The sequence below is a fragment of the Roseomonas nitratireducens genome, from assembly GCF_017813355.1.
Classification (GTDB): Bacteria; Pseudomonadota; Alphaproteobacteria; order Acetobacterales; family Acetobacteraceae; genus Neoroseomonas; species Neoroseomonas nitratireducens.
Map to the genome: position 1 here is coordinate 73,140 of NZ_JAGIYZ010000006.1, position 19,444 is coordinate 92,583.

Sequence of the window (19,444 nt, forward strand, 5' to 3'; positions counted from 1 at the left end):
GCTGCTCATCATTCCGCCTCCCAGACCTGAGCGACATCGCCAAGCCGCTCCGTGGCTGCCGGCATTTTGCGTTTGCAATAGGTGGCGCTGGCGTTGGCCGGCAGGGCGAAGGCGAGGTCGTCATAGTCGCCGCCGGTGTCCGGGCCAGGCAGTGCCGCACCGCCGGCGAGACTCGCCCTTGCCGCGCGCAGATAGCCTGTGATGTCGGCCAGCACGGCTTCGGGATCGTCGAGCTGAAGATCCACGGGCTCGCGCGGATAGAGCAGCGAGGCGCTGATGGCGACGTCGTCGCCGAGGAGCGCCTTCACCGCGAAAGCATAGAGGCAGCGTTGAAGTTCCCGCCCGCCGTTCAGCCGGATGTCGCTCCGCGGGGGGCGGCCTGTCTTGTAGTCACGCACCAGCGCACGTTTGCCGTCGCCCGAGATGTCGAGCCGATCAATATAACCGGCGATGTTGAAGCCCGTGCCGGGAATCGTGACCAGCTTGCGCGCATCCCAAGGCGTTTCAGCGTCGGATTTCGGCTCCGATCGACCGAAGGGTACCTCACCGTAGGAGCGCGCGCCCGGCAGTACATCTTCGCCATAGGACAGGGCTCGGCCCGCCATCACGCGAGCGTCTTCGAGTGTGCGCTGCCAGATGACGGCCGGTGGAACCGGACGTTCGCTTTCCCAATCGGCGGCGACGGCCTGCGCGGCCTCTGCTACCGCCGCTTCGATGGCTTCGATATCGGAGGAAACAAGGCCGCCTCCGGTTTCGAGTTTGCGCAAGGCGCGGTCGAGAACCATGTGGACGAGGTCACCGATCCCGAGCGCGTCGAGCACAAGCGGTTCTGCGCTGCTCTGAGGTTCACGCCATCCGAACGCATAGACCCAGAGGAAGCTCAGCGGATTTCGCAGCAAGCGGCGCAACGAGCTGGCCGATTGGGTGCGGCTGAGGATGGCGAGAATGAGCGGATGATCCGCCCGCACGAGCCCGTCATGGGGGGTGATCTGCGCCTGCCGCCAGTCGCGCCAGCAACCCCGAGCGCTGACCGCCTGCGGATCAGTGGCAAACTCCTGGGGCCGGGCCATGAGGCGGTCGGTCTCGCTGAAGGCGTGGACCGGCGGCGCATTGCGGCGCAGATAAGTCTCGTCGCCATGTCCGGCGAGCAGGGGGCTACGACCCAGGAGACGCCCATCGCTGTCGCGCCGGGCGCGCGAGAGAACGATGGTATCGGCCGTCGTGGCGAGGATTGTCTCGAAATCGCGGCGGTCGGCGAGATTGACCGGCAGCGGGTCGAGCACTGGGGTCGGGATGATGTGGTCCGGGATCAGGCGGTCCTCGGCGATCCCACGCGGCCAACGCGAGGAGTTCAGGCCGAGGAGCCGGACAAAGCGGCGAGGCGACGCTGCGAGCGCGCTGGCGGGCATCCAGGCGACGGAAACGCATGCCTCCAGCCCGTCGTCCTGCTTCAGGGTTTCCAGAGTCGCGTCGATCGAGGCAGCAGGGCCGGCGAGCAGCGCCTTGCGCCAGATCGCGAGCGCGCGGCCCCTCAGGAAGGCTTCTCCGATCTCGCCGGCGGCGTCCGGCCCTTTCGCCAGAGTCTCGGCCGCTGCGCGCAGCGCTGGAACATGGTCGGCGCCGTCGGGCCAGTCTTCGGGCGCCAACCGGCTCAGCAGGCGGTTCCAGGCGCCCGACGTCGAGAGCGGCGCATCGGTCGGCAGGACACGCAGCCAGCCTTCAGGCAGGGTCTCGAATGGCCCGCTGTCGCGGCAGAGCGCCGCGAGGCGACGCAGCCGCGATTGCGACAGGCCACGGACCACGATGACGGCCAGCGCTGCGGCCGCCTGGCCCTCGCGGGTGGTGACCGTGCGGACGCCGTGGACGAAGTGCAGGTCGATATTGGCGTCGGCGCGCAGGGCCAGGAAATAATCGTCATAGTCGGCGGGCGATGCGGTTGCGATGGCGATATCCGAGGGCGAGACGCCATTGGCGAGCAGGCTGCGCGCCCAGCGCATCGCCTCGATGGCCTCATGATAGGCGGTCGCGGCGCTGACGGCGCTGATCCCTGGCGTTTGCGCCGGTGCATGCGCGACCGTGACGCCGATGCCGTCAAGCCAGGCGGGAACGCTTCTCGGGCCGGCCGTCCACTGCACCGGGATATGGGCAGCTAGGTCCTGGAGCAGTGGCCGCCAGCAGGGCGAGAGTTCGGTAAGACCGACGATTTCCATCGGTCCGAGGACGGCTGGCGCATGAGCGATGCGGGCGGTCGCGGCTGCAACGATGTCGTGAGGCCGCATCATCCCGGGCGGAAGCTGGTCGAGGACGGCCGATTCTAGGCGCGCGATGGCGGCGAGACGCGGATGGACACCCGCGCATGCGGCAAGATCGACACCCGCGCGCCAGACTTTGTGGAGCGTGTCGGCCGCCGCGCCGATCATTCCGGGAAGAGCTTTGATGCCCTCAAGTTCGCCCATCGGCGTGGCGGGCAGGACGGCCTGGATGGCCGCACGCAGGCTCTCTTCGTCGATAGGGCGAACGAAGCCGCCAGCCAGTCGGACGGCGGCCTGCTCGAACGACATGATCTGAAGGCCGTGACGACGGTCACGGCCAGCCGCCAGCCGGCGCTCCCGCATGGCGAGACGACCGTGAACGACCAGGGTGGAACGAAGCGCGATGGTCATTGCCACCCTCCTTACTGGTGCTTCTTCTTATTGGGACGCTGGGTTAGCACCGACGCGGCGGCCGTCTTCGCAATCTTGTCGCCCTTGGGGTCCCGCAAAACCTTCAAGGTTGCCGTGCCTGCTGGCCTGCTGGTGACTTCGCCTTTCGAACCGTGCTTCGGCATCTGGCGCCTTCCCATCCGAACGCTGATCACCATTGACGAGCGCCGCTGATGAGAATAATAATTACACGGGTCGTTATGATCTGTCCATATAGATTTTATCCCCATCGTCATACGGAGAGACTGAAGGTGATGCGAGCGGTCGCTGCGACGTTGAAATGGGGGGTGGAGCGCCGGCTGGAGTTCATCGAATTTCGGCTGCTCTGGGAGGGCGGGGTCAACCGCTCCGACATCATCGAGACGTTCGACGTGTCCGTTCCCCAGGCTTCGAAGGACTTGACGCTCTATCAGGAGCGAGCGCCCCAGAACGCGATCTATGACAAGAGCGCAAAGCGGTATGTCGCTGGGCCCCAGTTCTCGCCGGTTTTCCTTAAGCCGGATCCAGACGGGTATCTGTCGCGTCTACGATCATTGGCGGAAGGCCTTGCTGATCCCGGCGACTCCTGGATCGCGAATCCGCCTGAGACCGACATTGCACTGACGCCGCGCCGCGAGGTGGATACAGGTGTGTTGAAGGCCGTTCTCCAAGCGGTCCGCGAGAACCGTTCGCTCGAAATCTATTATCAGTCGATGGGGAGCAGGCGAACCGATCCAATGTGGCGGCGCATGACGCCGCATGCCTTCGGCTACGATGGCTTCCGTTGGCATGTGCGCGGCTATTGTCATATCGATGAAAAGTACAAGGATTTCCTGCTGCCGAGGATTCTCGGCGTGCGCCAGATGGACGTGCCTGGCCCAGGTGGTGATCAGGATGTCTTGTGGAAAAAGACATTCGATATTGAAATCGGCCCGCATCCAGGGCTGACCCAAAGTCAACGTGCCGTGGTTGCGAAGGACTATGGGATGACGAATGAGCGTGCCGTCCTCTCGGTTCGCTATGCCATGCTGTTCTACGTACTCAAGCGGCTCGGTCTCTTGGGGGACGCAAGCCAGCAGAATGCGCGCGCCCAGCATATCGTTGCGCTCAATCCCCATGAGACAGAACGGGCGTTGCGCCGCGCGGATTTTGAGTTCGGCGAGGTCGAGCAGACTCCGAAAACGGTCGGAGAGGCTTGATGGAGCGTTCGCGGGAACAGCCGTATCTGATGTCCTTTGGGACCGGCGGTCTCTACATCAACGAAAGCGTGGCCATTGCCCGCCTGCATACATCCGGGAGCGATTGGGAAGCGACCGTGATCGTCGCCCAAGAGAGGGGGGCGTTTCCCGTGCGCAAGGCCAGTTCCGCGCGCCGTTCCATTCGGGAGATCGTAAACCGCCTGAGGCGACTATCTGGATATGAACTAGCGCTGCTGATTAAAGGCGAGCGGAGCGAACAGGCGGCGCTGCTATGGCTCGCGGCCTGTCGTACTTACCGGTTCATCGCCGAGTTTGCCGTTGAGGTGGTGGGCGATAGGTTCCTATCGCTTCGCACGACCCTTACTTACGACGATTTCGACGCTTTTCTGTCGGCAAAGGAGGAATGGTCGCCGAAGCTCTCTGCGTTGTCGGTATCGACGCGCGCCAAGCTTCGTGCCGTGCTGTTTCGTCTGATGCGAGAAGCCGGGATCCTTTCGCAGGACAACCAGATCCTCGGGGCAATGTTGTCGCCGCGAGTTCTGGCTGTCATCGAGGCCGGAGACCTCGATGAACTCGGATACTTCCCAGGGTCCGCACGGCTGGTGGGGAGGCAGGGATAATGGCGCGGCTGAGCAAGACAGCAACCGCTAAGGACCGCTTCGACCACCTTCTCAGAGTGATCGCCAGCGACAGATTCTTGAAGAAGCAGGGCCTCGGCAATGAAGTGCCGTTCTTCATTTGCCCATATCCGGCTGAGGAAGCGCAGGGCATGGAGACGTTGCGCGCGAGCCTCGTGAAGCAACTCGAGAACCGCGGCGTACGCGTGTTTGAGATCAATCTCTATGACCTCAGCATCTCCCTGCTGCACAACCGCGGCATCTGGGACGACGTTCTCGCGGTGGAGCCAAGCATTGGAAAGGACGAGCTCAAAGAGCTTTTGCAAGGGGTTCTCGATCCGGAAACTCATCTCATTCCGGAAATTGGTGCCCTTCTTGAGAAGCAGCAGTTCGACGTCCTGTTCCTTTCCGGTGTTGGCGAGGTCTACCCCTACATCCGATCCCACAATGTGTTGAACAACCTCCAGAGCACCGCCAAGGAAAAGCCAACGGTGATGTTCTTTCCCGGCAAATACACACAAAGTTTGGATGCCGGTGCTTCACTTGATTTGTTCGGTATCCTGCACGACGACAAATACTACCGGGCGTTCGACATAACGCACTATGAGGTCTGAGGGGCGCATGATCACACTTCGCGATATCTTCGAAAAGCCCGTCGATCGTGCGATCGAAGGGGTCATAAAGGCCGATGACGAAGCCAGCCTCAAGGTTGAGCTTGAGGAATATGTCATCACGAACGAGATCGAGCGCCAGTTCGAAAAGTTCCTCGATGCTTACAATAACTATGGCACGGCAAACGGAGTCTGGATTTCTGGCTTCTTCGGCTCAGGCAAATCGCATCTGCTGAAAATGCTCGCGCTCCTTTTGGAGAACCGGGACATCGGCGGAAGCCCAGCTTACGAGGTTTTCAAACAGAAGTGCGCGCACAATGAGATTCTCGCGGCCGACCTGCGCAAGGCCGTTTCGATCCCGTCGAAGAGCATCCTGTTCAATATCGACCAGAAAGCCGACGTGATTTCGAAGGGGCAGACCGACGCCCTGCTGTCCGTATTCCAGAAAGTCTTCGACGAAGTGGGCGGCTATTATGGCAAGCAGCCGCACATCGCGCAGTTCGAGCGCGATCTCGACAGTCGCGAGGTACTTGAGGCGTTCAGGGCGGCCTATCAAGCTGTTGCTGGTAAACCCTGGGAGCGCGGACGCGAGCAGGCACTGCTGGAGAACGCGAATGTCGCCAAGGCCTATGCCCAAGCCACCGGCGCCAATCCCTCCGAAGGCGAAGGCATATTGACGCGGTATCGGCAGGACTTCCGGTCGTCAATCGAGGACTTTGCCGAGAAGGTCAGGGCTTACATCGAATCCCAGAAGCCGGGCTTCCGGCTGAATTTCTTCGTCGATGAGGTGGGGCAGTACATCGCCGACAACGTCAAGCTCATGACGAACCTCCAGACCATCGCGGAGAGCTTGAACACCAAGTGCCGCGGTCGGGCCTGGATCATCGTGACGGCGCAGCAGGATATGGCGTCGGTCATCGGCGACATGAACCAGCGACAGGAGAACGACTTCTCCAAGATTCAGGCACGCTTTGCAAATCGGATGCCACTCAACAGCGCCGATGTCGCCGAGGTGATCCAGAAGCGGCTGCTCAAAAAGACCGAGTCCGGCATCACCAGCCTTTCCGACCTCTACCACCGCGAGTCGAATAACCTGAAGACGCTGTTCGACTTCACGGATGGTTCGATCCGGCTAGAGAACTTCCGCGACCGCGATCATTTCATTCACAGCTATCCTTTTGTTCCTTACCAATATCCGCTTTTCCAGTTGGCGATTCAGAACCTTTCCCAGCACAACGCTTTCGAGGGAAAGCATAGCTCGGTCGGTGAAAGGTCCATGCTGGGCGTTTTCCAAGAAGTCGCGGTGCGGCTGGCGGAACTGCCGCTCGGCGGGCTTGCGACGTTCGATCAGATGTTCGAGGGCATCCGCACTGCGCTCAAATCGAATGTCCAGCAATCGATCCTGATTGCCGAGAAGAACCTGGGTGACGAATTCGCCACACGGATTCTGAAGGCGCTGTTTCTGGTCAAATACGTCAAGGGCTTCAAGCCCACGGCCCGCAATGTCGCCGTACTGATGCTTGATAGGTTCGACACGGACCTCACGAAGCATAAGCGGCGGGTTGATGAAGCGCTGAGCTTGCTTGAGCAGAACACCTACATCCAGCGCAATAGCGAGCTGTTCGAATTCCTGACTGATGAGGAGAAGGACGTCGAACAGGAGATCAAAGCGATCGAAGTCGACACGGCGGAAATCGCCAAGGAGCTGGAGACGCTGATTTTCGATGGCGTCATCAAGAGCCGTAAGCTCAAGCACGAGGCGTCCTCGCAGGACTACGCCTTTGCGCGCTACCTCGATGACCGGCTGCTCGGCCGCGACTACGAGCTGGCGATCAACGTCATCACGCCCTTTCACGAACAGAGCGGCAACGCCGAAGCGACCGCCATGCGCACCATGTCGAGGGACGAACTCGCCATTGTTCTCAATGCCGACAACCGCTTCGTGAGCGACCTGATGACCTTCAAGCGGACGGATAAATATGTCCGTCAGGCGCGGTCAGTGACGCAGCAGGCGAGCATCGAACGTATCGTCCGCGAGAAGGGCGAGCAGAATAACAGCCGGCAGCGCGATCTCGCCCTCAAGGCTCGCGCTCTGGTGGGCGATGCGCGGCTTTTCGTGCGCGGGGAGGAAATCGAGGTTCGCTCCGAGGATGCTCAGGCGCGGGTCGAGCGTGCGTTCCAGACCCTTGTCGATAAGGTCCACGTCAATCTCGGAATGCTGCGCGGTGCTGCCTATTCCGATAACGAGATCGGCCGGTTCCTCACGCACGGCAACGACGGCATGTTCGGCGAGGATGCTGCCAATCTCACGGAGGCCGAGCAGGAGATTCTCAACTTCGCGCAGTCAAACGCGCGCAACGGCATCAGGACGACGGTAAAGGCCGTCGTCGAGCGCTTCGAACGCAAGCCCTATGGCTGGTCCTACGCCGCCATCCTTTGCACCACGGCTAGCCTGCTTGGCCGTGGCAAGATCGAAGCGCGCTCTGACGGCAGCCCGTTGGAAGGCGATGCCTTGCTGCGCGGGCTCCAGAACGCCCACGCCCTCGGCAATATCGTGCTCGAGCTCCAGGTGGAGTTCACGCCGGCTCAGACGCGCAAGCTCAAGGAATTTTTCCGCGAGTTTTTTGATGCGCAGCCGGCAGGCACCGAGGGCAAAGCACTCGGAATCGAGACAGCCGAAGCCTTCGGCACGCTCAAGACCGAGCTCGCGGTCCTGGAAGGACAATCCTCGCGTTACCCCTTTCTGTCTGCCCTGGGTCAGCTTCAGGACGCCCTCCGCGAGGTCACGGGCAAGCCCTACGCCTGGTATCTGCAGGAGCTTGGCCGGCACGAAGATCGACTACTCGATCTTAAGGAGGGCATTCTCGATCCGATCCGTCGCTTCATGGGGGGCGGTCAAAAGGCGATTTATGACGAGGCGCGGAGCTATCTGGCCGATCAGAATGCCAATTTCGGCTATGGCGGCGAAGATCAGGCCCGCGCCATCCAAGAGGTATTGGTTGATCCCAATTGCTTCAAGGGCAACGCAATCCAGCAGATCAAGGGTACCCTTGATACCCTGAGGGCTGAGGTTGACCATCGGCTTGCGGCGGAACGTAAGACAGCGATTTCCGATGTCGAGGAGCTTCGCGCCAAGCTTCGAGCGCTCCCCGAGTTCGCTTCTTTGACGGAGCCTGACCGCCGCGAAATCGAGGCGGCCTTCACAAATGTTCTTGATACCATCGGGACCAGCAAGCTGATCGCGGTGATCCGGGAGCGCGTGAGCGGATTCCGAGCCTCGGGCTACCCGACGTTGCTCGGCCGCGTAACGGCGCCGCCTTCTGCGAAGAAGGACGGTGACGACGACAAGCCGGGCGGCTTCAGCGACAGTTCGAGCGGCGCACCGGCGGCGCAGACCCAACCGGAATATGTGGCCGCCAGTGCGCTGCGCGTCACCTATGCGAAGGCGTACCTAGCCGACGAACGGGACATTGACGCCTATCTGGAGACCCTGCGCGAGACGCTGATCTCCGAAATTCGCTCGGGCAAGCGGGTGACCGTGTAATGATTGCCGGCGTCGAGATCGAGAACTTCACGGCGTTTGGGAGGCTGCAGCTATCGCTGTCTCCGCGCGTGAATGTCGTCATTGGTTCCAACGGGACGGGCAAAACACACCTTCTGAAGGCGATCTATGGCCTGGCGCTGGCGGGCCTGCCGGCATCCGCCGATCGTTCGGCCAAGGAGGTAGCGGCCGACATATCAGGGAAGCTGCTGCGGCTCTTCTCTCCCGAGGAAAGCAAGATAGGCGCACTGCGAGCCAGCGGCGCGAATGCATTAACGCGGCTTAGCTTGGTAAGCAGCGATGAGACCCGCGTAGCGATCTCTTTCGGCAGCCGCTCCCAAGCGGTGCAGATCAACGTGGATGCGGGCGGCACGGGCCATGAACTCCAGCCGGTATTCATTCCGACGAAGGAGGTACTGTCGCTCGTCCGTGGCATGCGCCACCCGGATCATGATCGCGCTACCGTGGAGATGATCTTCGACGACGGCTATATCGACCTCGCGGAACTTCTCGTCCGTCCGGGTTTCGAGGACGAGGCTGCGAGCCTGGATGAGGATCCGAGGCTATCGAGCGTTGTCCGCGAATTGGTCGACCTAGTCGGCGGACGGTATCGCTGGACACGCGAAGGCGCTTTCCGCTTCGAGCCTGGCCGCTACGAGGAGAAGGCCGATCCGGCGCGGTCAAAGTCGAAGGCAGCGCAGGCCTACCAGGATTCGACGGTCACCCGCTTCGTGCCGAGAGGCGAGCAATCGCTGTCGAGCGGCATGACCGCCGAGGGGTACAGAAAAATCGGTGTGCTGCATCGACTGCTCAGCAACGGGTCGATCAGCCCCGGCGCCACTGGTGTTCTGCTGTGGGACGAACCGGAGGCAAATCTCAATCCGAAGCTGATGAAGAAGCTCGTGCAGGTCCTGCTGGAGTTGTCACGCAATGGCCAGCAGATCGTCCTCGCCACACACGACTACGTCCTTTTGAAATGGCTGGACCTGCTGATCGACAAAGGCAAGGACGACCATGTTCGGTTTCACGCCCTCTATCGCGATCCAGACTCTCAGAAACTGGCGGTGGAGAGTGCCGACAGCTACTCGCTGATCTCAAAATCGGCAATCTCCGACACCTTTGCCGAGCTGTTTGACGAGGATGTGGCGCGGGCTCTCGGCGGTGCCAAACCATGAAGGCTTACAAGGCTGAACCGAACGCCGATTTGGAATTCTCATTTCCCGACGAGCTCGTTTGGGAGGAGCTGGACCGTCAGGGCGTTAAGCTGCCGATCCAAATGAAGTTCGTCGATCTCGTGATCGAGAGAGACGACGACGTGCTACTGGTCGAGATCAAGGACCCGTCCAACAAGAGGGCGCCCGCTGAGGAACAGCAGGCGTATTTCAAGCGGCTATCGGACAATTCAATCCTTACGCAGGAGCTGACGCCCAAGGCCCGCAGTTCATACACTTTTCTCCACCTGATGGAGCGCGATGCGAAGCCCTTCAAGTATGTCGTGCTGCTAGGTCTCGACGCGTTCGATGGCGCGCAACAGAAGGCGCTCCTCACCGGCTTCAAGGATCGGCTGCTTGCCGACATTCGTTGTGAGACGGATACGCCCTGGCGACGCCAACACATCGCGGATTGCGTCGTGCTTTCCGTAGACATCTGGAACAAAACCTTCGCCGACTGGCCCGTAACTCGGGTTCCTGCTGCGGCCGCAAATGGAGAGGCAGCCGCCTGATGGATACCTCAAAGCTCAAGAAGTTCGCGCAGTTTGCCCGCCGTACCTTGATCGGCCAGGTAAGCGCCAAGCTGGATTCCGTGCTTGCTCCTGGCGCCCCGGCGCGACGAGAGCATCCCGAAGCGATGAAGAAGCTCGATGCGGCTATCGCCCGGGACGGCAAGACCCAGGTGATCGAGCGGGTGGCCTATATTTGGTTCAACCGCTTTACGGCCTTGCGCTTCATGGACGTAAACGACCTCAATCCCGTTCGCGTGATCTCACCCTTGTCCGGTCAATTCCAGCCGGAAATCCTGGCCGAGGCCAAAGCCGGGAACATCGACGAGGACCGCGTCCCCGATAAGGTTCGCGCTCAGGTCCGTGCCCTTCTGGATGGTCGAGCGCCCAGCCCCGATGCACAGGCCGAGGCTTACCGGCTCCTGCTCGTTGCGATCTGCAACGATTGGCATCGGGTCATGCCTTTCCTCTTTGAGCGGATCGACGACTACACCGAGCTGCTGTTGCCCGAGGATCTGTTATCGAACGGATCCATCCTCGCCTATTTGCGCGAGGCGATGACACCGGACGTCTGCGAGGACGTCGAGGTCATCGGTTGGCTCTACCAGTTCTACATCAGCGAGAAGAAGGATGAGGTCTTCGCAGGGCTGAAGAAGAACGTGAAGATCACGGCCGAGAACATCCCGGCCGCGACGCAACTCTTCACTCCGCACTGGATCGTCCGTTACCTGGTCGAGAACTCGCTGGGGCGGCTGTGGCTGCTGAACCGGCCGGGGTCGAGGCTGGCCGGGCAGATGGACTACTACATCGCGCCGGAAGAACCCGAGACGGATTTTCTGAAGATCGGCAAGCCGGAGGAGATCAAAGTCTGTGATCCGGCCTGCGGATCGGGGCACATGCTGACGTATGCCTTCGACCTGCTCTATGCGATCTACGAAGAAGAAGGATACGAGGCCGACAAGATCCCCGCGCTGATCCTGCAGCACAACCTGACCGGAGTCGAAATCGACGACCGCGCAGGCGCGCTGGCGGCCTTTGCGGTGGCGATGAAGGCGGCGGCGCGACTGGGGCGGCGGCGGTTCCTACGGATGGAGGCGAAGCCCGACATCTGCGTGCTGCAGAACGTGACCTTCACCCCCGCCGAGTTGCGGGACGTGGCCGCTGTGGTGGGGCGCGACCTGTTCACCGACGAACTGCGCGAGACGCTGCTGCAGTTCGAGCAGGCCAAGAACTTCGGTTCGCTGATTGTGCCGAAGCTGCGAGACCCAACCGAGGCGCTGCGGGTGGTTGAGGCGCGGGACTTTGGCTCCGATCTGCTGCTGAACGAGGTGCAGGCGCGCGTTGTGGCCGTGCTGCGCATGGCCGAGACGCTGTCGCCGAAGTATCATGTGGTGGTGGCCAACCCGCCGTACAAAAAGAAGGCGGACCTTAATGACAAATTGCAGGCTTTCCTTGAGGAGAACTTCAAGGACGGCAAATATGACCTTTATCAGGCCTTCATCTTGCGAAATTTGGATCTCGCACGCCGGTTCGGACTGGTTGGGATGATCACAATGCAAGGATGGATGTTCGCACCTCGATACGAATCTATTCGGTCTACGCTTCTTTCCCGCGCAACCATTCGTGGCATGGCCCAACTCGGAGAACGTGCGTTTGACTCGATCGGAGGTGAAGTTGTCACCACAACCTCCTTTTTGCTCGCCAACGTAGCAGCCCCCGATTTCAAAGGTGATTTCTTAAAGCTGACTGACGGACAAGACGAGTCAGAAAAGGAACGCGACCTACTGAATGCCGCCAGAGACAAGCGGAATCCGCTCAGGTTCCGCGTTTCGGCTGAGCAGTTTGAGAAGATTCCAGGGGACCCGTTAGTCTACTGGGCGCAAGAGAGGATTAGAGATTTATTTGGTAGCCACAGCCCCATCTCGGACTCCATAGTCACGCGAGAAGGTCTAGCTACTGGTAGCAACGCCATTTTCCTCAGAGAGTGGCACGAAGTCAGCTTAGGCAATGCAGGCTTCGGAATGGCCAACAACCAAGAAGCCAAATTATCCCAGATGCGTTGGTTCCCTTACGTCAAAGGCGGTGGTTCTCGTCGCTGGTATGGTAACCTCGAGCATTTTGTAAACTGGTATGACGATGGCGCTGAGCTTCGAAACTTCAAGGACCAGAAGACGGGGAGGGTACGGTCGCACAATTACAACGGTGAATTCGGATTCAGGCGAGGATTCACTTGGTCTGGGATCTCCGGCAATGACTTCGCAATCCGCTTCGTGCCGTCCGGGTTCATGTTCGACGCAAAAGGCCCCATGGGGTTCATCGATGAACTAGATCTGGAGGCGCCGGTACAAGGTTTCTTGAATAGTCGAGTTGCAAGCTTTCTGCTGCGGATGCTGGCTCCAACGCTAGATTTCAAGCTCACGCACGTACTGAGTTTGCCTTTCTCGGTTCAATCGAGGACGTCGCTCGCGCAGATCGTTGAAAGCGCGATTACCACGGCGAAATCCGACTGGGACGCCTACGAAACCTCCTGGGATTTCGATACCCTCCCATTGCTCTCGCCTGATCTCCGGGCCGGGACGCTGGAGGCAACTTATGCCCGTCTGCGCGCCCACTGGCAGGGCATGACGGACGGGATGCAGCGGCTGGAGGAAGTGAATAATCGCATCTTCATCGACGCCTACGGCCTCCAGGACGAGCTGACTCCGCAGGTGCCGATCGAGGAAGTCACTCTCACGTGCAACCCCGCCTACCGTTATGGCTTGAATGGTGCCGAGGAAGACCGCGAAACACGCCTGCTTGCCGACACAATGGCTGAGTTCATCTCCTATGCTGTGGGCTGTATGTTCGGCCGCTACAGCCTCGACGTGCCCGGCCTGGTTCTTGCTAATCAAGGGGAGGCACTGGCCGACTACCTGGCCCGAGTGCCGAAGCCGTCCTTTTTGCCGGATGAAGACAACGTTATCCCGGTGCTCGATGGCGACTGGTTCGCCGACGACGTCACCGAACGCTTCCGCCGGTTCCTGCGCGTTACCTTTGGCGAGGAGCATTTCCAGCAAAACCTCGCCTTCGTAGAGGAGGCGCTGGGCAAGGATATCCGCCGGTACTTCACGCGCGACTTTTTCAACGATCACGTGAAGCGCTACAAGAAGCGGCCCATCTACTGGCTGTTCTCCAGCCCCAAGGGCACTTTCAACGCGCTGATCTACATGCACCGCTACCGCCCCGATACGGTGAGCGTGGTGCTGAACGATTATCTTCGCGAGTTCCGGTCCAAGCTCGAGGCCTATCGCCGGGCGCAGGAAGCACTCAGCATCAGCGGAGATGCGTCGCCTGCGCAGAAAACCAAGGCGCTGAAAGAGATCGAGGCGACAGCCCGCCAAATCGAGGAGCTTGATGGCTGGGAGCGTGATGTCCTGTTCCCGTTGGCGACCCAAAAGATAGAGATCGACCTCGATGATGGGGTGAAGGCGAATTACCCGAAGTTCGGCGCTGCTCTGAAGCCCATCAAGGGCCTCAACGATTCGGACGACTGAGCATGCAGGACCGGATCGCCAAGGGGCTCGAAGCCCAATTCGACAAGCACCGGATCGTCTTCTGGTACGATCCGGCGCAAGAATTCCGACAGGCGTTTGAGGCCCTGACGCTCGACGGCGTGGAAAAGATCGAGGTGGCGAACACCGAGTTCGCGGTGAAGCATCGCGTCCTGCGTGAAGAGCCGAAGCGGCGGTTCCTGCTCTATCGGAACGGGCCGCGCCCCGCCGACATCGATAACTGGCTGCTCGACATCGAGTTGGCACATGGGGTGTTCAAGAGCGATCAGGTCGCGATCTGGCTGGCGGACCTGGGATTGCCGATCAGTTTCGAGGACGTGGTTCGGGAACACCAGGAATTCTTTCGGTCAGGTCGGAGGCTGGAGAAACTCAAGGTTGCCGTCCGGGGTGACGACACGAAAGCGAAGCTACGCCTGAGGATGCTCAGCGTGTGCGCCGGGGCCGATGGTGACTTCGACACGGTCGTCGAGGCGCTGTTGGGAGAGCTAGCTGTCGGAAAGGATGACAGCCTGCGGTTGATCGATCGTGTCGGCTTAAGCGGTTTCCTCTGGGAACAGATGCAAAGGCTATTCGGCTACCGCACTGAAATGGCGAGCGTCAGCGACTTCGCGATCACGCTGTTCAAATCCTGCTACCAGAGCGCGGTCGGCGGCGAAGCGATGCTGGCTCCCGAGGCTCTGGTGTTCTTCCGTCGCTGGAAGAACAACCGGAACGCAGAGGAGGCTTTTGCGAGCCTCTCGGCCGAGTATGCCGAGGCACTGGGGGTGGCCCAGGATCTCGCCAAGCGCGACTTCCGCACGCTCATCGACGTGGACTACTTCGAGGAGGTCGACCGCGCCATCATCCGCGCGTTGGTCCATGAGGTCGGCAGCCAAACAGTGGCGCAGGGAGATGTACTGAACTGGATCCGCCAACGTCGGCAGAGCCATTGGTATGGCGCGTACCGCGACCTCTACGAAGCGATCGGCTTCGCCGCTGAGTTCCAGAAAGGGATGGCGCAGGTCACGCTCGGCATGACGAGCCTCGCGGAAGGTGTGCAACGCTATGCGAAGAGCTGGTTCCGGATCGATCAACTCTACCGGAAATTCATCTGGCGTATGCAGAAGTCGGGCCAGGCGACGCTCATGCGCGAGTTGTTCGAGCAGGTCGAGAACCACTACGTAAACAGCTATCTCCTGCCCCTGAACGAGGCTTGGCAGACGCACGTCGATGGGGCTGAAACCTGGTCGGCTTCCCCGATCCCCGCGCAGCGCACATTCTACAGGGAGCATGTCGGCGAGTTTCGCCGGCGCGATCAGAAGGTGTGTGTCATCATTTCCGACGCTCTTCGCTACGAGGTAGCAGAGGAGCTGCGGGGACGCATCCTCAGCCTGGACCGCTACGAGGCTGGCATCGATCCGATGTTCGGCTGCCTGCCGAGCTATACACAGCTCGGGATGGCAGCACTGCTACCCAATGGCGACTTGCAGATTGCGGACAACGATAGCGGCACCGTGCTGGTGAATGGCCAGAGCTCGCAGGGAACCGAGAACCGCAAGAAAATCCTGGCGACAGGAAGGACGGGCGACCGAACCACGGCCGTGAAGGCGGAAGACCTCATGGCTCTGGACAAGGACGAGGCGCGAGCACTCGTTCGCGATCATGATGTTGTTTACGTCTATCACAATCTGATCGACGCAATCGGCGACAAGCGGGATTCAGAGGAGCGCGTTTTCGAGGCCGCCGAAGACACGATCGAGGAGATCGTGCGGATCGTCAAAAAGCTAAACGGCGCGAACGCCAACAACATGATCGTGACGTCCGATCATGGCTTCATCTACCAACACCGCCCCATCGAAGAGAGCGACTTCTCCTCTGCGCAGGTCGAAGGTGACGCGATCCTTTTCCGCGACCGGCGTTTCATTCTCGGCCACGGCCTGAAGGCCAATCACGGTCTGCGACGCTTTACGCCGGAGCAGGCCGGTCTGGAAGGCTCGGTAGAATTGCTCATCCCGAAATCCATCAACCGGCTTCGCCGGCAGGGATCGGGGAGCCGGTTTGTGCATGGCGGCGCGACCCTTCAAGAGGTTGTCGTTCCAGTCGTCAAGATCAACAAGAAGCGGCAGAGCGACACGACCGCTGTTGAGGTTGAGATCATTGGAAGCTCCAACCAGTTGATCACGTCGAGCCAGATCTCTGTTCGCTTCTATCAGGTTGAGGCGGTCACGGAAAAAACCCAGGCGCGCACGCTCAGGGCGGGGATTTATGCCCAGTCGGGCGAATTGATCTCGGACAGCCACGAGCTTGTGTTCGACTTCCGATCCGAAAACGCGCGCGAGCGCGAAGTCCCAGTCCGGTTTCTCCTTCTCCGCCGGGCCGACGAATTCAACGGCCAGGAGGTGATCCTGAAGCTGGAAGAGCGGCATGGCGATACGTCCCACTTCAGGGAGTACCGCACGGCTCGCTATACGCTGCGTCGCAGCTTCTCGAGTGATTTCGATTTTTGACGGGGGAAGCGATGACCGCGCTGGATGACAAAATTAACGAACGCTTCCCGGGCCTCGTGGTTCGGAAGGACTTGGTCAAGGCGGTAAAGGGTAATGCCATTGTCCCGTCCTATGTGTTGGAGTTCCTGCTCGGGCAATACTGCGCCACCAATGATGAGAGCTCGATCCAATCAGGGATCGAGACCGTCAAGGAAATCCTTCGGAAGCACTACGTCCATCGCAACGAGGCGGGGCTGATCCGATCGAACATCCGGGAAAAGGGGCGATGGAAGGTGATCGACAAGATCAGCGTCGATCTCAACACCGATAAGGACGCCTATGAGGCGACCTTCGCTAATTTGGGCATCAAGAAGGTCATCATCGACTCCGACACCGTGAAGGCTCATCCCAAGCTGCTAGTTAGCGGTGTTTGGTGTATTGCCGACGTCGAATATGAGCACAGCGAGGACAAGAACGTCGAACCCTGGATTATGGGGAGCATCAAGCCGATACAGCTCTCTAAGTTTGACTATGAGGCTTTTCTCGGTGCACGCACGGGGTTCACAACCGACGAGTGGATCGACCTGCTGTTCCAGACGGTTGGCTTTGACCCGGAGATGTTCGGTCGGCGCAGCAAGCTCCTTCAGCTGATGCGCCTCATTCCATTCGTCGAGCGGAACTACAACCTGATTGAGCTGGGGCCGAAGGGGACTGGCAAGTCGCACATCTTCTCGGAGTTCTCGCCGCATGGCATCCTGATTTCTGGCGGCGAAGTGACTGTGCCGAAGCTGTTCGTCAACAACAGCTCGGGAAAGATCGGATTGGTCGGCTACTGGGATGTTGTAGCCTTCGATGAGTTTGCTGGCCGGCAAAAGCGGGTCGACAAGGCGCTTGTCGATATCATGAAAAACTACATGGCTAATAAAACCTTCTCGCGCGGAGTAGAGACACTTGGCGCTGAAGCGTCGATGGTTTTTGTCGGCAACACCAAGCACAATGTCCCGTACATGCTGAAGCACACCGACTTATTTGAGGAACTTCCAGAGAAATATTACGATTCGGCCTTCATCGATCGGCTCCACACCTACGTGCCAGGTTGGGAGATCGATATCATCCGCGGAGAAATGTTCGCTTCCGGGTACGGTTTCGTCGTCGATTACCTCGCCGAAATCCTTCGGCACATGCGCAATGATGACTACTCCAATCGCTACCAGCCGCTGTTCGCGCTCTCATCGGATATCTCGACGCGCGACCGCGATGGGGTAAACAAGACGTTCTCCGGGATGATGAAGCTGCTTTTCCCAGCGGACAATGCAACAGAGGCTGAGGTGGAGGAGATCCTGCATCTCGCCGTTGAAGGACGGAAGCGGGTCAAGGACCAGCTTCTTCGCATCGACAGCACTTATCCCGAGGCAGAATTCTCGTTTACTGCTCGCGACGGTCGAAAGGTGGTCGTGAAGACACTCGAGGAGACGGAGTATCCACAACACTATCATAAGCGGACGCCCACGCATGAGGAGCCGGTGCCTGATGAAGGGAAGGAGCGCGGTGACAAGCCCTTGTCGACGGCAGCGAAGGGCCCGGCCGAGACTGCGGGCAATCCAGTCGGCCCGAGAGAGGGTCACAAGGTTTTCACCGAAAACCAGAAGGGCATCACCTTCGCTGATTTGTTCTGGCCCTGGCTCGAGGGCGCGACAAAGATCGTAATCACTGATCCCTATATCCGAATGTTTCATCAGGTGCGGAATCTGATGGAGTTCATAGAGATGATTGCCGTGCGGAAAGCGCCGGAGGATGAGGTCACCGTGCGCCTCATCACCTCGCCAGACGAAAATTACCCGGAAAAGCAGCAAGCGAACTTGGCTTCCGTTGAAAGCGCCTGCACGGCAGCCGGGATCAAGTTTTCTTGGGAGTTCGACGGAACAAACACAATCCATGCGCGCCACATTTTAAGCGACACGGGCTGGAAAATCAGTCTCGATCGAGGCTTGGACATCTATCAGAAGTTCGAAATGAACGATGCTTTCAGCCTCGCAAATAGGCTACAGCGCTTTCGGCAAGTAAAAGCCTTTGAGGTTACGTATCTGCGAAGCGGTATACGATCAGAATGAGTCTGTCAGGAGGAGTGATCAATCATGGACCGCCGGGCTCAGTTGGCTTCGCCGTCCGTCGCCTGGTACCGTCAGGGGGCAAGTTGGCGACGGGAGCCGAGGCATGAACTGCGGGCCTCGCGTCGGCGTCACAGAACTGGTATCGGAACACGTGCGACGGTACTTTCTTGGCACGGTTTGAGCACCCGTAGATGCGCCTGAAGATGCTTTTTGGCGGCAATCGACGCCGATAGATACCGGAACCATGAAAATATTTTTTCTGGCAGTTTTCCTAATGAAATCAGAAGCGTAGCATTTTGACGGCCTCGCAGTCGGAGAATGGCCGTCAGAATGGGCGCTTACCATCGAGTTTTCAGAGACTTATGGGGAATTTAGACAATCGAGTGGGAGTGACGGACGCCATCGTCCGCTGCGCCTGGGCCGAGCGCGATCCGCTCGAGCGCCACTACCACGACACGGAATGGGGCGTGCCGGTGCGCGACGCGCGCGCGCTGTGGGAATGCCTGATGCTGGAAGGGTTCCAGGCCGGGCTGTCCTGGACCGTCATCCTGCGCAAGCGTGAGAATTTTCGCGCGGCCTTCGCGGGCTTCGACCCGGAGCGCGTCGCGTCCTTCGAGGAGGCCGACATCCTCCGCCTGCTCGCCGACCCCGGAATCGTGCGGTCCCGCGCCAAGATCGCCGCGACGATCGAGGGCGCGCGCATCTTCAACGCGATGCAGGCGCGGGGTGAGGATTTTTCCCGCTACTGCTGGTCCTTCACCGGCGGCGTGCCGGTGCCGGGCGATGGCCGCGCGACCGAGACCGACCTCTCCCGCGCCATCTCCAAGGACCTGAAGCGCCGCGGCTTCAAGTTCGTCGGGCCGACGATCGTGCATGCCTGGATGCAGGCGGTCGGGCTGGTCGACGACCATGCGCCGGGCTGTTTCCTGCATCGCGACCGGCGCTGAG

General features: G+C 60.0%; 11 protein-coding genes. 10 read left to right on the plus strand and 1 reads right to left on the minus strand.

The window, feature by feature from the left end; translation table 11 throughout:
- Nucleotides 1–8: 8 nt before the first annotated feature.
- The gene (locus J5Y09_RS08125; protein ID WP_209351248.1) at nt 9–2,663 is read right to left on the minus strand and encodes a PD-(D/E)XK nuclease family protein; all 2,655 of its coding nucleotides are present in this window, start codon (nt 2,661–2,663) and stop codon (nt 9–11) included.
- A gap of 293 nt (nt 2,664–2,956) precedes the next feature.
- On the opposite strand from J5Y09_RS08125, the gene J5Y09_RS08130 reads away from it, so the two are divergent.
- The 10 genes from J5Y09_RS08130 to J5Y09_RS08175 all read left to right on the plus strand — a co-directional run bounded on the left by J5Y09_RS08130 (nt 2,957) and on the right by J5Y09_RS08175 (nt 19,443).
- Complete coding sequence (locus J5Y09_RS08130; RefSeq protein ID WP_209351359.1) at nt 2,957–3,880, plus strand: BrxR family helix-turn-helix transcriptional regulator; 924 nt, start codon at nt 2,957–2,959, stop codon at nt 3,878–3,880.
- Nucleotides 3,880–4,500, plus strand: a complete 621-nt coding sequence (locus J5Y09_RS08135) for a DUF1819 family protein (protein WP_209351249.1) — start codon at nt 3,880–3,882, stop codon at nt 4,498–4,500. Before J5Y09_RS08130 ends, J5Y09_RS08135 begins: the two co-directional genes overlap by 1 nt.
- Complete coding sequence (locus J5Y09_RS08140) at nt 4,500–5,111, plus strand: DUF1788 domain-containing protein (protein ID WP_209351250.1); 612 nt, start codon at nt 4,500–4,502, stop codon at nt 5,109–5,111. Before J5Y09_RS08135 ends, J5Y09_RS08140 begins: the two co-directional genes overlap by 1 nt.
- A 7-nt stretch (nt 5,112–5,118) precedes the next feature.
- Nucleotides 5,119–8,652, plus strand: a complete 3,534-nt coding sequence (brxC, locus tag J5Y09_RS08145; protein ID WP_209351251.1) for a BREX system P-loop protein BrxC — start codon at nt 5,119–5,121, stop codon at nt 8,650–8,652.
- Nucleotides 8,652–9,824: an AAA family ATPase gene (locus J5Y09_RS08150; protein ID WP_209351252.1), complete on the plus strand. Its 1,173-nt coding sequence runs from the start codon at nt 8,652–8,654 to the stop codon at nt 9,822–9,824. Before brxC ends, J5Y09_RS08150 begins: the two co-directional genes overlap by 1 nt.
- On the plus strand, nt 9,821–10,372 hold the full coding sequence (locus tag J5Y09_RS08155) for a hypothetical protein (RefSeq protein ID WP_209351253.1): 552 nt from the start codon (nt 9,821–9,823) through the stop codon (nt 10,370–10,372). The genes J5Y09_RS08150 and J5Y09_RS08155 overlap by 4 nt, the downstream gene beginning before the upstream one ends.
- The gene (pglX, locus tag J5Y09_RS08160; protein ID WP_209351254.1) at nt 10,372–13,902 is read left to right on the plus strand and encodes a BREX-1 system adenine-specific DNA-methyltransferase PglX; all 3,531 of its coding nucleotides are present in this window, start codon (nt 10,372–10,374) and stop codon (nt 13,900–13,902) included. Before J5Y09_RS08155 ends, pglX begins: the two co-directional genes overlap by 1 nt.
- Nucleotides 13,903–13,904: 2 nt before the next feature.
- Nucleotides 13,905–16,406, plus strand: coding sequence for a BREX-1 system phosphatase PglZ type A (gene pglZ / locus J5Y09_RS08165; protein WP_209351255.1), 2,502 nt, complete (start codon nt 13,905–13,907; stop codon nt 16,404–16,406).
- An 11-nt stretch (nt 16,407–16,417) separates the two neighbouring features.
- A complete protein-coding gene (brxL, locus tag J5Y09_RS08170; RefSeq protein WP_209351256.1) occupies nt 16,418–18,496 on the plus strand; it encodes a BREX system Lon protease-like protein BrxL in 2,079 nt (692 codons plus the stop codon).
- A gap of 389 nt (nt 18,497–18,885) precedes the next feature.
- Nucleotides 18,886–19,443, plus strand: a complete 558-nt coding sequence (locus tag J5Y09_RS08175; RefSeq protein ID WP_342451438.1) for a DNA-3-methyladenine glycosylase I — start codon at nt 18,886–18,888, stop codon at nt 19,441–19,443.
- Nucleotide 19,444 lies beyond the last annotated feature (1 nt).